Origin of the sequence: Actinoallomurus sp. NPDC050550 (assembly GCF_040655075.1) — a bacterium.
In the GTDB taxonomy this organism is placed as follows: domain Bacteria; phylum Actinomycetota; class Actinomycetes; order Streptosporangiales; family Streptosporangiaceae; genus Actinoallomurus.
Window position 1 is genome coordinate 230,255 of the sequence record NZ_JBFAJC010000004.1, and the last position, 14,358, is coordinate 244,612.

The 14,358-nt window shown below is 71.2% G+C and carries 11 protein-coding genes; 7 read left to right on the plus strand and 4 right to left on the minus strand.

All coding sequences use genetic code 11. From position 1 onward, the window contains the following. Positions 1 to 40: 40 nt before the first annotated feature. From AB0I04_RS07425 to AB0I04_RS07455, 7 genes are all read left to right on the plus strand, one after another. Positions 41 to 940, plus strand: a complete 900-nt coding sequence (locus tag AB0I04_RS07425) for an amino acid ABC transporter permease (RefSeq protein WP_360880599.1) — start codon at positions 41 to 43, stop codon at positions 938 to 940. After that, entirely contained in the window at positions 937 to 1,713 is a 777-nt protein-coding gene (locus AB0I04_RS07430) for an amino acid ABC transporter ATP-binding protein (RefSeq protein ID WP_360880602.1), read from the plus strand. Before AB0I04_RS07425 ends, AB0I04_RS07430 begins: the two co-directional genes overlap by 4 nt. After that, positions 1,713 to 2,975, plus strand: a complete 1,263-nt coding sequence (locus AB0I04_RS07435) for an amidohydrolase (protein WP_360880605.1) — start codon at positions 1,713 to 1,715, stop codon at positions 2,973 to 2,975. The genes AB0I04_RS07430 and AB0I04_RS07435 overlap by 1 nt, the downstream gene beginning before the upstream one ends. Then, positions 2,972 to 4,102 carry a PLP-dependent aspartate aminotransferase family protein gene (locus AB0I04_RS07440; RefSeq protein ID WP_360880608.1) on the plus strand — a complete coding sequence of 377 codons (1,131 nt, stop codon included), beginning with the start codon at positions 2,972 to 2,974 and terminating at the stop codon, positions 4,100 to 4,102. The genes AB0I04_RS07435 and AB0I04_RS07440 overlap by 4 nt, the downstream gene beginning before the upstream one ends. Positions 4,103 to 4,148: 46 nt before the next feature. Next, positions 4,149 to 6,482 (plus strand): pyruvate dehydrogenase, encoded by a 2,334-nt coding sequence (locus AB0I04_RS07445; RefSeq protein WP_360880611.1) that lies wholly within the window; start codon positions 4,149 to 4,151, stop codon positions 6,480 to 6,482. A gap of 96 nt (positions 6,483 to 6,578) precedes the next feature. Continuing rightward, positions 6,579 to 7,883 (plus strand): amidohydrolase, encoded by a 1,305-nt coding sequence (locus tag AB0I04_RS07450; RefSeq protein WP_360880614.1) that lies wholly within the window; start codon positions 6,579 to 6,581, stop codon positions 7,881 to 7,883. Between the two features lie 40 nt (positions 7,884 to 7,923). After that, positions 7,924 to 8,802, plus strand: coding sequence for a DUF1963 domain-containing protein (locus AB0I04_RS07455; RefSeq protein WP_360880617.1), 879 nt, complete (start codon positions 7,924 to 7,926; stop codon positions 8,800 to 8,802). Between the two features lie 134 nt (positions 8,803 to 8,936). Here AB0I04_RS07455 and AB0I04_RS07460 read toward each other — a convergent pair whose 3' ends face one another. The 4 genes from AB0I04_RS07460 to AB0I04_RS07475 all read right to left on the minus strand — a co-directional run bounded on the left by AB0I04_RS07460 (position 8,937) and on the right by AB0I04_RS07475 (position 14,317). Continuing rightward, positions 8,937 to 9,380, minus strand: a complete 444-nt coding sequence (locus AB0I04_RS07460) for a response regulator (RefSeq protein ID WP_360880620.1) — start codon at positions 9,378 to 9,380, stop codon at positions 8,937 to 8,939. Next, positions 9,377 to 10,960 (minus strand): ATP-binding protein, encoded by a 1,584-nt coding sequence (locus AB0I04_RS07465; RefSeq protein WP_360880623.1) that lies wholly within the window; start codon positions 10,958 to 10,960, stop codon positions 9,377 to 9,379. The genes AB0I04_RS07460 and AB0I04_RS07465 overlap by 4 nt, the downstream gene beginning before the upstream one ends. Then, on the minus strand, positions 10,957 to 12,156 hold the full coding sequence (locus AB0I04_RS07470; protein ID WP_360880626.1) for a SpoIIE family protein phosphatase: 1,200 nt from the start codon (positions 12,154 to 12,156) through the stop codon (positions 10,957 to 10,959). Before AB0I04_RS07470 ends, AB0I04_RS07465 begins: the two co-directional genes overlap by 4 nt. A gap of 73 nt (positions 12,157 to 12,229) precedes the next feature. After that, a complete protein-coding gene (locus tag AB0I04_RS07475; RefSeq protein WP_360880629.1) occupies positions 12,230 to 14,317 on the minus strand; it encodes a prolyl oligopeptidase family serine peptidase in 2,088 nt (695 codons plus the stop codon). Positions 14,318 to 14,358 lie beyond the last annotated feature (41 nt).

Below are 14,358 nucleotides of genomic sequence, written 5' to 3' on the forward strand. Positions count from 1 at the left end.
GCCGCGAACAAGATCGATGAATGCCGGCGAAGAGGGGCGTATGAGCACCGACGTTCGTTTCGACCACGACCGGGTCGACCTGGCGGACCTCATCTCCATAGCCGATCACGAACCGGTCCGGCGGCGCCCCGTCGGGCAGGCGGTCGGCGGCGGCGTGATTCTCGTGCTGGCCGGATTCGCCGTCGCCATCCTCGTCACCAACCACTCGTTCGACTGGCCGACGGTCGGCGACTACCTCTTCGACGTCGGTGTCCTCAAGGGCATCGCCGTGACACTGGAACTGACGATCATCGCGATGTTCGTCGGCATCGTGTGCGGTGTCGTCCTCGCGGTGCTGCGTCTGTCGGGGAGCCCGATTCCCCGCTCCGCCGCGGCGCTGTACATCTGGTTCTTCCGCGGGACACCGGTGCTGGTCCAGGTGTTGTTCTGGGGATTCGCGGCGTCGCTCTTCCCTCGGGTCGGGCTCGGCATCCCGGGTGTGGGGTTCCTCGTGAGCTGGGATACGAACACGGTGATCCCGATCTTCGCGGCCGCGGTGCTCGGCCTCGGACTCAACGAGGCCGCGTACGTCGCGGAGATCGTCCGAGGCGGACTGCTCAGCGTGCCGTCAGGGCAGTCGGAGGCCGCGGACGCGCTCGGCCTGGGCCGGTTCGCGACGCTGCGGTTCGTCGTGCTGCCGCAGGCGATGCGGGCGATCATCCCGCCGATCGGCAACCAGTTCATCTCGATGCTGAAGATGACCTCGGTCGTGCTGGTCATCGGCGTCGGGGACCTGCTCGAATCGGTCACCCAGATCTACTCGCGCAACTACCGCCAGATCCCGCTGCTGATCGTCGCGAGCATCTGGTACCTGGTCATGACCACGCTGCTCACCCTGGTGCAGGCGCGCCTGGAGAAGAGGTTCGGCCGCAGCCTCACCCGAGTGGGGGGCGCCCGATGACCGGTGCCGGGATCGGGCCGGTCGTCCAGGCCCACGACGTGCACAAGAACTTCGGCACGATCGAAGTGCTGAAGGGGATCGACCTGACCGTGGAGCGCGGCGAGGTGGTGTGCCTGCTGGGAGCCTCGGGCGCGGGCAAATCCACCTTCCTCCGCTGCATCAATCACCTGGAGACCGTCGACCGCGGGTTCATCCTCGTCGACGGGCGGCTGATCGGCTCCGATCTCGTCCGGGGACGCCTGCACGAGGCGCGTCCATCCGTCGTCACGGAGCGCAGGTCCCGGATCGGAATGGTGTTCCAGCAGTTCAACCTGTTCGGGCACATGACGGTGATGGAGAACGTGATCCTGGCGCCGATGCGGGTGAAGAAGGAGAGCCGGGCGGTCGCCGTCGAGCGCGGTGTCCGGCTCCTGGAGCGGGTCGGGCTCGGGGACAAGCAGGATTCCTACCCGGGTCACCTCTCCGGCGGGCAGCAGCAGCGCGTGGCCATCGCGCGGGCGCTGGCGATGGAGCCGACCCTGATGCTCTTCGACGAGCCGACCTCCGCCCTCGACCCGGAGCTCGTCGGCGAAGTCCTCGACGTGATGCGGGACCTCGCCGCCTCGGGGATGACGATGGTGGTGGTGACACACGAGATGGGGTTCGCCCGTCAGGTCGCCAGCACCGTGGTCTTCATGTGCGAGGGCCGCATCGTCGAACAGGGGCCGCCGGAAAAGGTCATCGGCGCACCGGCCCACGAGCGCACCCGCTCCTTCCTGGGGAAGGTGCTGTGATGGCCCCGGAGACGTTGGCGCGGCAGGTCACGGACCGAATCGAGAGGCTCGCTCCCGAGTTGACGAGTCTCAGCCGGGAGATCCACGGGCTGGCCGAGCTCGGGTTCGCCGAGCACGGATCCGTCGCTGCCATCGCCGAGCTGGTGGCGGCGCACGGGATCGAGGCGCGGGTCGGCGTTCACGGCATGGAGACCTCGATCGAGGCCTGTGCCGGGGATCCGGCCGGTCCGCGGATCGCGATCCTGGCCGAGTACGACGCGCTGCCCGGCATCGGGCACGGCTGCGGGCACAACGTCATCGGCGCGGCGGCGGCCGGGGCGTTTCTCGGGCTGCTCGACGTGGTCGCCGGGACGGGCGGCTCGGTCGTTCTGCTCGGCACGCCGGCCGAGGAGAACGGCTCAGGCAAGGAGATCATGGCCCGCGCGGGCGCGTTCGCGGGGATCGACGCCGCGATCATGCTCCATCCCGCCGACCGCGACAGCATCCACTTCGCCACTCTCGGGCTACGTTCGGTCGAGGCGACCTATCACGGGATTCCGGCGCACGCCTCGTCCCGGCCCGAGGTCGGCCGCAACGCCCTCGACGCCGTCGTCGCCGCGTACCAGGGCATCGCCGCCCTGCGTCAGCACATGCCGCAGACCGATCGTGTGCACGGAGTCATCACCGAGGGGGGCGAGGTCGCGAACGTCGTGCCCGCCCGGGCTTCGCTGAGGCTGCTGATCCGGTCCCCTGAGCTGGACCCGCTGCTCGCCCTGAGCGAGCGGGTACAGCGCATCCTCGAAGGCGCGGCGCTGATCACAGAGACCAGGCTGGAGGCGGTCTGGGACCGGATCCAGCCATGCCTGCCGGTCCGCGGCAACGACACGCTCTGCGCCCGCTTCGGAGTGCACATGGCCGGGCGCGGGCGGACCCCGAGCTCGGGCCGGAGCGCCCCGGGTTCGGAGCCGAGCGCCCAGGGCTCGACCGACCTGGGCAACATCAGCTTGCGCGTCCCGTCGATCCATCCCACCCTCGCCATCGCGCCGCCGGAGACCGCGCTCCATACCCCCGCCTTCGCCGAGTACGCCGGCTCGGAGTGGGGCGACCGGGCGGTCGTCGACGGGTCGGTCGCCCTGGCCATGACCGCGCTCGACTTCCTCACCGACGCCGAGCTGCGGGAACGCAGTCGCGCCGAGTTCGAGGCCGCCGGCGGCGTCGTCGACGTACCGGCTCTGCTCACGCCTCCCGGCGGGCGGCCGGACACCTCGGAAGGTCTTGAATGAGCCACGATGACCGCGGGTTCGCGACCAGGTTGGTGCATGGCCGGGGAGCGAACCCGCTGGGAGCGGTCGCGACTCCGGTCTTCGACACGGCGTCGTTCGCCATGGCGGACATGGCAATGCACGAACGGACCGTCGAGGCTCCGTCGGTGCACGACTATTACTCGCGCGCAGGCAACCCGACCGTCGCCGCGCTCGAGTCGACGCTGGCGTCGATCGAGTCGGCGCCACGCGCGCTGGCCTTCGCCTCGGGGATGGCGGCGATCACAACGGCGTCGCTCGCCCTGGGTCGCAGCGGGGGCCACTTCATCGCGTCCGACCAGCTGTTCGTCAACACCCGGCAGTGGCTGGCGCACGACCTGCCGGACTTCGGATGCGAGGTGACGTTCGTCGACCTGACGGATTTAAAAGCGCTGGAGGCCGCCTTCCGGCCCACCACCCGCGTGGTGTTCTTCGAGGAGTTCACCAACCCGCTGCTCGACGTGCTCGACATCGAGGCGATCGTCGCGATCGCGCACGATCACGAAGCGCTGGCGGTGGTGGACAACACGTTCGCCACCCCGGTGCTGTTCCGGCCGCTGGAGCTCGGCACCGACCTCGTGATCCACAGCGCGACCAAGTACCTGGCCGGGCACGGCCGGGTACTGGCCGGGGCGCTCGCCGGGAGCGGGCCGGCCATGGACGCGATCGCCGTGCTGCGCCGCAGACTGGGAACGATCATCACCCCGCACAACGCCGCCGCCGTCATCGAGGGGATGAGCACGCTCGAGCTGCGAGTCGACCGGGCCAGCGCGACCGCGCTGCGGCTCGCGGAACTCGCCGACGCCCACGAAGCGACGAGCACGGTCAACTATCCGGGGCTGCCGAGCGCACCGGCGCATGAGCTCGCGTGCCGGCTGACGGGCGGACGCCGCTTCGGCGGGATGCTCTCGTTCGCACTGTGCAGGCCGGAGCGCAAGGCCGCGGTCTACAACGCGTTCACGCGGTTCGTCAGGGCCACCAGCCTTGGTGACGTCGTGAGCCTGGTGGACTCGGTGGACGATCCCGATGTCCTGCGTCTTTCCGTCGGTATCGAGAGCCCCGACGACCTGCTCACCGACTTGGAGAAGGCACTCGACGCGGCCTTGTGAAAACGGGACCGCCCTCACATGACTACCGAAAGAGGATGGTGCACCAGTGAGCAACCCGGCGATCGGCCTGTCCGGGACCACTGCCGAAGACAAGGTGCTGCGCGAGGTGGAGGACCGGGTGCTGTGGCTGTCGACGGCCATCATCCACCACGCGAACCGGGTTCGCCCGAATCAGTCGGGGTTGAAGGTGGGAGGGCATCAGGCATCATCGGCGTCGATGGTGTCGATCATGACGGCGCTGTGGTTCCGGCATCTGCGTCCGGACGACCGGGTGTCGGTCAAGCCGCATGCCTCGCCGGTACTGCACGCGATCAACTACCTACTGGGCGGGCTGGACGCCGGATACCTGACCAGACTGCGCGAGTTCGGGGGGCTGCAGAGCTATCCGAGCAGGGTGAAGGATCCGGATCCGGTCGACTACTCGACCGGCTCGGTCGGGATCGGCGCGACGGCGCCGATCTGGGGCGCCCTGTCCCGCCGGTACGTGGACGGCCTGGTAGGGGGTGCGGGTACCGGGCGGCAGTACTCGCTGTTGGGCGACGCGGAACTGGACGAGGGCGCGGTGTGGGAAGCCGTGCTCGACTCGGCTGTGGCCGAGCTCGGCGAGATCGTGTGGATCATCGACCTGAACCGTCAGTCGCTGGACCGTGTCGTGCCGAAGATCGCGGCCGACAAGTTGCAGGGCATGTTCACCGCTGCCGGCTGGCAGGTGATCACGCTGAAGTACGGCAGGCTGCTCCAGGAACTGTTCGCCCGTCCCGGCGGCGGCGAACTGCGGCGCCGCATCGACGCGATGCCCAACCCCGAGTACCAGCGGCTGCTGCGCTGCGGAGCGGCCGAGCTGCGGCAGCGCCTGCCCGGCGACGGGCCGGGCGCCGGGCGGATCGCCGAACTGGTCGAGCAGGTGGACGACACCACGCTGGTCGACGTGATCGCCGACCTCGCCGGTCACGACCTGGCCGCCCTGGACGAGGCGTTCTCCGCGATCGACGACACCCGCCCGACGGCGATCTTCGCCTACACGATCAAGGGCTACGGCCAGGCCACGAAGGGCCATCCGCAGAACCACTCGGCCCTGCTCTCCGACACGCAACTACGCGAAATGGCCCTCCGGGTCGGCGCCGACCCGGACGAGCCTTGGCGGTCGTTCCCCGATGACAGCCCGGCGCACGCGCTGTGCGTGCGAACCGCGCAGCGGCTGCGCCGCCAGGACATCCCTCAGGTGGCACCGCCCGGCCTGCCCGTGGACATCGGCCGGACCCCGTCCGGCATGGCGACCACGCAGGCAGCACTCGGCCGCGTCCTGCTCGACCTGACCCGGGAGGCACCCGAGGCGGCGCGCCGGGTGGTGACGGTCAGCCCGGACGTCTCCTCGTCCACGAACCTGGGCGGCTGGGTGAACAAGGCCGGCGTGTGGTCCGCGACCGAACGTCCCAACTGGTTCGCCGACGACAGTGAGACCATCCTGCACTGGCGTGAGAGACCCACCGGCCAGCACATCGAGCTGGGCATCGCCGAGGTCAACCTGGTCGGCCTGCTCGGCGAGCTGGGCGCGACCTGGAGCCGGTGGGGACAGCCGCTGCTGCCGATCGGGGTGCTCTACGACCCGTTCGTGGAGCGTGCTCTGGAACCCTGGTCGTACGGCATCTATGCGGGCGGGCAGTCGATCCTGATCGGCACCCCGTCCGGAGTCTCACTGGCACCCGAGGGCGGAGCACACCAGTCGATCAAGACGCCGTCCATCGGCCTCGAGCAACCCGGCTGCGTCAGCTACGAGCCCGCGTTCGTCGTCGACACGGAGTGGAGCCTGCTGGCCAGCCTGGCCCGGCTCGGTAGGCCCGATGGCTGTTCGGCCTATCTGCGGCTGTCCACCCGCCCGGTCGATCAGACTTTGGCCGCCGTGCCCGTGGACCCCGCGGCCCGGGAGCGACGCCGCCGGCATGTGGTGGCGGGCGCCTACCTGCTGCGGCGCACCGACAGACCAGCGGTCGGCATCGCGGCCATGGGCGCCGTCGTGCCCGAGGCCCTGGCCGCAGCCGAACGCCTGGAGCACGTCGGCATCGCCGCGGACGTGATCTGCGTGACCAGCCCCGACCTGCTCTACCGGGCCGTGCGCGCACGGCAGGGCCACGGGGCGGCCGAGTCCTGGATCCTCGACCAGGTCTTTCCGGCCGACCGCGCCACACCGCTGGTCACCGTGCTGGACGGGCACCCGCACACGCTGGCGTTCCTGGCCACCATCAACCGGGTGCCGACCACCGCGCTGGGAGTGACCCGCTTCGGGCAGTCCGGTTCCCTCGAGGACGTCTACCAGCACCACGGTCTCGACACCGACAGCATCATCCGCGCAGCCCTCGACCTCGCCCACCGGAACGCCTGACGGCCTGATGCTGACCGGAACAGTGGACCTGAGTACATCCCCGGACGGTGGCCAGCCGTATGGGGGGCGCGGCCCGGGATCCGTAGCGTCCGGGGTATGACTGATCGCCGCCTTGGAAACCCCGCCCTGACCCGCCGGAGTGTGCTCGGCGCTGCCGTCGCGCTCGGCGCGGGAGGCGTCCTGACCACCGGCATTCCAGCTCAGGCGGCCGAGCCGTCCAAGCTCGAAGGTCAGATCGACGCCCTCGCCGGACGGCTCGAGGCCGACCTGATCGCCCTGCGCCGCGACATCCACCGCCACCCCGAACTGTCGGGCGGCGAGGTCCACACCGCCGCGCTGGTCGCGGACCGGCTGCGCGCCGCCGGCCTGGAGGTGACCACGGGCGTGGGCGGCCACGGGGTCGTCGGCGTCCTGCGGGGCAAGGGGCGCGGTCGGACGGTCGCCTACCGGGCGGACATGGACGCCGTGCCGCCAGACTCGCAGATCAACGGCGGTCCGGATCCCGCGCACGTGTGCGGCCACGACCTGCACACCACGATCGGCGTCGGGGTCGCCGAAGTGCTGGCGCGCTTGCGGACCCGACTCCACGGCCGGGTGGTATTCCTCTTCCAGCCGGGGGAGGAGGCCCTCGCCGGGGCGCAGGCGATGATCTCCGACGGCGTGCTGGAGCGGACGAGGCCGGACGAGATCCACGCACTGCACTGCGGTCCCTTCCCGGTCGGCACGTTCGCGGTCACGCCGGGTACCGGGCTTCCGGGTCTGGACCACGGCAGCATCACGCTGACCGGGCCCGATGCGTCCGACCGGGCTGAGCGGCTCGTCGCCGACATCAGCGCGCTGTCGACGGTCGCGGTTCCGCAGACGTCCGCCGACCTCGAACGGCTCATCCGGGAGGTGGAGACGCCGCACGGGCCGCTGGCCCGGTTCGTCTGGATGAGGGCCGGCGCGCGTCCCGCCGCCAACGGCGATGTCGAGGTGCGCGCGATGTACCGGTGCTGGCCGCAGGAGCGCGTCCCGGAGATCCGCGACCAGTTGCGGCGCCTGACCGGCCGGTACCCGGACGCCCGCATCGAGTTCCCCGCCGACGCGTTCCCAGCGATGGTGTGCCCGCCGCGTCCGGGACGGGAGGTCCGCGACTACCTGGCGCGCAGACTCGGCCGTCCGGCCGTCACGACCATGCACGCGGCGATCCCGTTCAGTGGCGAGGACTTCGCACTGTTCCTCCGCCGCGTCCCCGGGACGTTCAGCTTCCTCGGCGTCCGACGGCCCGGCGTGGACATCACCACTGCGTACCCGCACTTCGGCGCCTTCGACCCGGACGAGCGCGCCATCGGCGTCGGCGTCCGTGCGATGGCCGGCTGGCTCGCCCACCGCACCGGAACTGGGCACTCTGCATCGTAACGAGCGCTTGGTCGATAGATGGGCGTGCTTTCATGATCACATGAGGTATGAGGAGGCGCTGTCCGGCGTCCGTGAGCTGTGCGTCGAACATCTGGGGGAACACATCGGGGCTCAGCTGGCGGCGTTGGCACGGCCCGGGTTCGAGCTGAAGCCCGCGGATGAGGATGCCGCGGTGACCGGCTTGTGCCGGTGGGGCGGCCCGGCGCTGCTGGAACCGGGCACGCAGTGGCCCGTGTACGCGGGTGTGCCGCTCAGCGTGTACACCGTGCTCGATGTCGGTGCGCTCGGCCCGTGGCTCGGTGATCAGGTCCCGGCGACCGGGTCCGCGCTGCTCAATTTCTTCTTCCTGGATCCACGGACCGGCTCCGAGGAGGTTCCGAAAGACGCCGGCGGCTTCAGCTACGAGGATCCGTGGGTATGCCGGGTCGTTCCCGCCGATCCACGACGCGCGGTCGAGGTGCCGGCGCCGGATCCGGCTCCGAGATTCGACCGAGTTCCGCTGCACGCCCACCCTGTCGTCACCTTGCCTTCGGCCTCGTCCTACGACTGCGATCCGGTGCTCGGCACGCTCGACTATGGAGACGCGATCGAGGAGTCCTCTCTTTACCAGGTGGATCCCGCCTGGCTGGTGGTCGACAGGTTCGGCGAGACCGCCTGGCCGCAGTACTGCGTGGACGAGCAGGGCCTCGAGTGGGGCGGCATGCGCAATCAGGCGTTCGGCTGGCCGCCGATCCACAGCTATGGCGTTGGCCTGTTGGAGGATCTGTCGCAGGACGAGCCCTACGCTCACCTGCTCACTCTCGGCGCCACCGACATGTGGGAATGGGGCGATGGGGGCATCGTGAGGTTCGTCGCCCCGGCCAAAGCGCTCCGTGAAGGCGACCTGAACCAGGCGCGAGCCAATCCCGACGCCTGGTAGCGAGCGACTGGTAGCGAGCGACTGGTTGCGGGGTGCCTTCCTTGCCGTCGGCGTTGACGTCACAAAGTGCGCAAACGGGGCATCCGTCGGTCCACTACGGCGGCAAAGTGTCCACTACGGCGGCAAAGTGGCGGTCAGGAGCGGGGGAGCTTGACCACGCCGACGAAGAAGTCGTCGATCTGGCGAACCACCTTGATGAACTGGTCGAAGTCTACGGGCTTGGTGACGTAGGCGTTGGCGTGCAGGCGGTAGCTGCGGAGGATGTCCTCTTCGGCCTCGGAGGTGGTGAGGACGACGACCGGGATCGTGCGCAGCGTCTCGTCGGCCTTGATCTCCCCCAGCACCTGCCCGCCGTCCATGCGGGGCAGATTGAGGTCGAGGAGCACCAGGTCGGGACGCGGCGCGTCGGCGTAGTCGCCCTCCTGCCGCAGGAAGCGCATCGCCTCTTCACCGTCGCCGACGATCGACAGCCGGTTGCTGACCTTGTTGTCCTTGAACGCCTCTTTGGTCAGCACGACGTCACCGGGATCGTCCTCGACGAGGAGCACGTCGATCGGGCGGATGGTCACGTCGTTCATTCCTCGGCGTTCTCTGCGGTGTCGTCGGCGATGGCGGGCAGCGTCCATCGGATCGTGGTGCCCTGCTGCTCCGGCTCGGTGTCCAGCCAGATCCGCCCGCCATGGTATTCGACGATTTTCTTGCACAACGCCAGCCCGATCCCGGTCCCGGCGTATTCGTCCTTGGGGTGCAGGCGCTGGAAGATGAGGAAGATCCGGTCGGCGTACGCGGCGTCGATGCCGATGCCGTTGTCGCTGCAGGCGAACTCCCAGACCTCCTCGTCCCGCCGGGCCGAGACGTGCACGCGCGGCGCCTCCTCGCTGCGGAACTTGATGGCGTTGCCGATGAGGTTCTGGAACAGCTGGGTCAGCAGGGTCGCGTCGCCGGTCACCTTGGGCAGCGGGTCCCAGCTGATCCCCGCGTCCGACTCGGAGCGGGCGAGGCCGAGGTTGTCCATGGCCCGCTGCAGGACCGTCTCGCAGTCCACGACCGCCATGTCGCGGCTCACCCGGCCGACCCGGGAGAAGTTCAGCAGGTCGTTGATGAGCGACTGCATGCGCTTGGCGCCGTCGACCGCGAAGTCGATGTACTGCCGGCCGCGGTCGTCGAGGACGTCGGAGTAGCGGCGTTCGAGCATCTGGCAGAAACTCGCGACCTTGCGCAGGGGCTCCTGCAGGTCGTGGCTGGCGACGTAGGCGAACTGCTCCAGCTCGGCGTTGGAGCGGCGCAGCTCCTGGGTCTGCGCGTCGAGCTTGGTGCGCGCTTCGGACGCCTCCCGCCACTCCTCCAGGATGTGGTTGCGCATCGCGTCGATGTGCGCGGCCAGCTCGGCGATCTCGGCCGGCCCGGAGACCTGCAGCGGATGCGTCAGGTCGCCCTGGGAGACGCGGCGGACCTGGCCGGTCAGCGCGGACACGGGACGCAGGACCGTGCGCCGGATCAGGAGGGTGAGCCCGAGGGCGCCCACGACCAGGGCGATCGCGCCGCCGAGCAGGGTCTCGTACAGCCGGTTCACCTGGTCGTTCAGCCGGCCGGCGGCGCGGTGCTGCAGCGCGGCGAGCCGGGTGCGCTCGGTCGCGACCGCGTCACGGACCGTGGCGAACCGCTGCTCGCCCAGGATCTCGGACGGCTTCCCCGTCTTGGTGATCACCGGGTCGGCGTAGTCGTGCCGCCAGGCGGCCAGCCGGGAGCCGACCTCGGTGAGCCCGGCGCGGGCCGTCCCGGCGTCGTGGGTGTCGCGCAGGAGCCGCGTCGTCTCGGCGATGGCGGCGGAGGTCTCGGCCTCGGCGCGCCGGTAGTCCGCGGGACCCGTCGCGGCGCCGGTCAGCGCGTACGCGCGCACCGCTCCGACCTCCGCCGAGATGGACGTGCTGAGCCGGCCGGACTGCAGCACGGCCGGGTCGATGTGCCGGAGCAGCGTCGAGCGGGCCGAGGCGCCGTCCTGGACCGCCAGCCCGATGACGGTGCCGACAACGACGACCGCGAGCAGCAGGAGGACGATGCCGAGGCCGTACCAGTGGCCGACGCCGAACCTCGGTACGCCCTCCGCGTCGACCTGGAGCGTCGGCTGGCGCGGGCGGCGTATCGAGGGAGTGGTCACCGGGTGGCCTTCCCGGACAGCATCACCACGGCGAGGTCGTCGGTGAGCGCCTCGCCGTTGAGCGCCTCCACCTCTGTGACGAGGTGGTCGATGAGCAGGTCGCCGGTGAGCCCCTGGGCGCGCGCGCCGGAGGCCATCTCGACCAGGCCCTCGGTACCGAGGCGCTCGGGCCCGCCGCCGACGCGGCCCTCGATCAGCCCGTCGGTGTACAGCATGAGCGACCAGCGGCCGGTCAGCTCGACCTCCGCGGCCGGCCATTCGGAGCCGGGGAACAGCCCGAGCGCCGGGCCGTACGCGTCGTCGGGCAGCGCCGCGGCCGAGGTCTCGCCGAACAGCAGCGGCGCGGGATGGCCGGCCATCTGAAACCGCGCGCGCTGCCGGTCGGGTGCGATCGTGACCATGCTGAGCGTCGTGAAGATCTCCTCCGACCAGCGCTCGTGGCACAGGACCGTGTCGAGCGTGCCCAGCAGGTCCATGCCGGTGTGCCCGGCCAGCACCAGGGTGCGCCAGGCCATCCGCAGCCGGACGCCGAGGGAGGCCTCGTCCGGGCCGTGCCCGCAGACGTCGCCGATGACGAGGTGGACGGTGCCGTCGGCGGTCTGCACCGTGTCGTAGAAGTCGCCGCCGAGGAGGGCGCGCTCGCGGCCGGGCCGGTAGCGCGTGTGGTGCTGCAGCTCCGTGTCGTCGATCAGCGGGACCGGCAGGAGCCCCAGCTCGATCCGGGCGTTCTCCTCACTGCGCAGCTCGGCCTCCATGAGCTGCCGCTCGGAGTCCTCGGCGCGCTTGCGCTCCAGGGCGTACCGGATGGCACGGGCCAGCAGTGGCCCGTCGACCTCGTGCTTGATCAAGTAGTCCTCGGCGCCGGCGGCCACGGCGGCGACGCCCACCGCCGCGTCGCTGCGCCCAGTGAGGACGAGAACGGCCGAGCGCGGAGCCATGTCGAGCACCGCGCGCAGCAGGTCGAGCCCCTCGGCGTCGGGCAGCGACAGGTCGGCCACGACGCAGTGGACGCCCGGGCGCAGCCGCTCCCGGGCCTCGCGGAGCGTGCGCGCCTGGATGATGCGGGCGTCGGGCAGCTCCTCGCCGAGGAGCTCCTCGAAGAGGAAGGCGTCGCCCGGGTCGTCCTCGATCAGCAGGATCTCCAGCTTGCCGTCGCCGGGAACGACCGAGGTCGAGTGCTCGATTATCGCGCTCACGTCTCGTCGGGGGTCGGGGTGCCCATCGCACCGTCGGAAGAATGGTGCCCGCTCCGGGGCGTCGGAGCAACGGTCACGCGAGCGCTTCCTTCAAGAACCGTATTTGAAGCAGCAGAAGGTTCTCGGCGACGACCTCCTGCGGCGTCATGTGCGTGACCCCGGACAGCGGCAGCACGCTGTGCGGCCGGCCCGCGGCCAGCAGCGCCGAGGACAGCCGAAGCGTGTGCGCGGCGACGACGTTGTCGTCGGCCAGCCCGTGGATGAGCAGCAGCGGCCGGGTGACGTCGGCGCCTTCGGACGCCGCGCGCGTCAGGCCGCACTTCTCGTACGGCTCGGGGTCCTCGCCCGGGTGGCCGAGGTAGCGCTCGGTGTAGTGCGTGTCGTACAGCGTCCAGTCGGTGACCGGCGCGCCGGCGATCGCGGCGTGGAAGACGTCCGGCCGGCGCAGGACCGCGAGCGCGGCGAGGTACCCGCCGAACGACCAGCCCCGGATGCCCACCCGCGACAGGTCGAGGGGGAAGCGCTCGGCCGCCGCGCGCAGCGCCGCGATCTGGTCGTCCAGCACCGGGTCCGCGAGGTTCCTGTGGACGGCCCGCTCCCACGCGCCGCCCCGGCCCGGGGTGCCGCGCCCGTCCGCGACCACGACCGCGAACCCCTGGTCGGCGAGCCACTGCGGCTCGGCGAAGGCACGCCGCGCGGCCATGACGCGCTGGGCGTGCGGCCCGCCGTACGGGTCCATCAGGACCGGCAGCGGATCGTCCCCGGTGTACCCCGTCGGGAGCAGCACCGCGGTGCGCAGCTCCCGCTCGCCGGCGCGGATCAGGGTGACGCCGACGTCGAGAGACGGCTGTTCGGCGTGCGAGGCGATCCGGCCGACCGGCCGGCCGTCGCGCAGCACCGTCGTCTCCACGCCGAACCGGTCGAGCCGGCTGCCGGTGACGACGGTGGTGCCGCCGCGTCGCCGCGCGCCGAAGACGCCCGCGCCGTCGCTCACCCGGCTCAGGCCGCCGGGGGCGTACGCCCAGACGTGGATCTCGGTCGGCTCCTCGGAGGCGGTGAACAGGACGGTGTCGCCGTCCACGTCGAGCACCGAGCGTACGTGCAGGTCGTCGGGGGTCACGCGCTCGCCGCCGACGATGAGGCCGCGCGCGTCGTGCCCGTCCTCGGCGGCCCACACCAGGTCGCCGCCTCCGGTGCGGGCGGGCACGCCCGGCACGATGTCCAGCCAGACCGGGTCGGTGTCCTCGCGGACGAGCGTGGTCCGGCCGGTCGCGGGGTCGGCCTCGAGGATCCGCATCGTCTTCTGGTCGCGGGTCTGGACGACGAGCAGGACGCCGCGGGAGTCCCAGCGGGCGGTGACGAGGTACGGGAACGCGGCCCGGTCCCACTCGACCGCCTGCCGTCCGCCGTCGAGCCCGAGGACGACGAGGGAGACGTCGGCGTTCGGCGTGCCGGCGGCCGGGTAGCCGACCTCGCGGGGCGCCGCCTCCGGGTGGGCGGGATCGGCGATGTGCCACCGGCGCACCGGCGACTCGTCGACGCGGGCGGCCAGGATCGCGGTGCCGTCGGGCGCCCACCAGTACCCGCGCATGCGCTGCATCTCCTCGGCGGCGATGAACTCCGCGAGGCCGTACGAGACCTGCCCGTCCTCCGGCTCGGCCAGCGCGCGGTCGGCGCCGGTGGCCACCTCGATCACGCGCAGGGCGCGCCCGGAGACGTACGCGACGCGGGTCCCGCTCGGGTCCGGGCGCGGGTCGAAGACCGGGACGGCGGCGTCCAGGGGCCGGACCTCCGTGTCGAGGTCGGTGACGAACAGCCGCCCGGACAGCGCGAACGCGGCGAGCGAGAGCCGCTCGTCGGCGGCGTACGCGACCACGCCGCCCGCCTGCTCACGGGCGCGCTCGCGGCGGGCCCGCTCCTCGGCCGGCAGATCCTCCTCGCCGGGCAGGTCGAGGGTCCGCGGGTCGACGATGAGGCGCTCCTTGGCCTCCGCGCCGTCGCCGGGGACGTCGAGCGCCCACAGGCAGGTGACCGGATCGGTGCCCCCTCGTGAGCGGAGGAACACCACCCGTGAACCGTCGGGAGAGACCTGGAAACCGCGCGGGGCTCCGAGTGTGAACCGCCGCGTACGGGCGCTCTGCCGGGGAAAGCTCGTCGTCATGGCTCGATCCTGCCAGGAGCGTGTGAATGCTCCGTGCAAGT

What these genes read in the sequence shown, in the direction of transcription:
- AB0I04_RS07425 (WP_360880599.1), top strand. Translation starts at nt 41, where the DNA reads ATGAGCACCGACGTTCGTTTCGACCACGACCGGGTCGACCTGGCGGAC.
- AB0I04_RS07430 (WP_360880602.1), top strand. Translation starts at nt 937, where the DNA reads ATGACCGGTGCCGGGATCGGGCCGGTCGTCCAGGCCCACGACGTGCAC.
- AB0I04_RS07435 (WP_360880605.1), top strand. Translation starts at nt 1,713, where the DNA reads ATGGCCCCGGAGACGTTGGCGCGGCAGGTCACGGACCGAATCGAGAGG.
- AB0I04_RS07440 (WP_360880608.1), top strand. Translation starts at nt 2,972, where the DNA reads ATGAGCCACGATGACCGCGGGTTCGCGACCAGGTTGGTGCATGGCCGG.
- AB0I04_RS07450 (WP_360880614.1), top strand. Translation starts at nt 6,579, where the DNA reads ATGACTGATCGCCGCCTTGGAAACCCCGCCCTGACCCGCCGGAGTGTG.
- AB0I04_RS07455 (WP_360880617.1), top strand. Translation starts at nt 7,924, where the DNA reads ATGAGGTATGAGGAGGCGCTGTCCGGCGTCCGTGAGCTGTGCGTCGAA.
- AB0I04_RS07460 (WP_360880620.1), bottom strand. Translation starts at nt 9,380, where the DNA reads ATGAACGACGTGACCATCCGCCCGATCGACGTGCTCCTCGTCGAGGAC.
- AB0I04_RS07475 (WP_360880629.1), bottom strand. Translation starts at nt 14,317, where the DNA reads ATGACGACGAGCTTTCCCCGGCAGAGCGCCCGTACGCGGCGGTTCACA.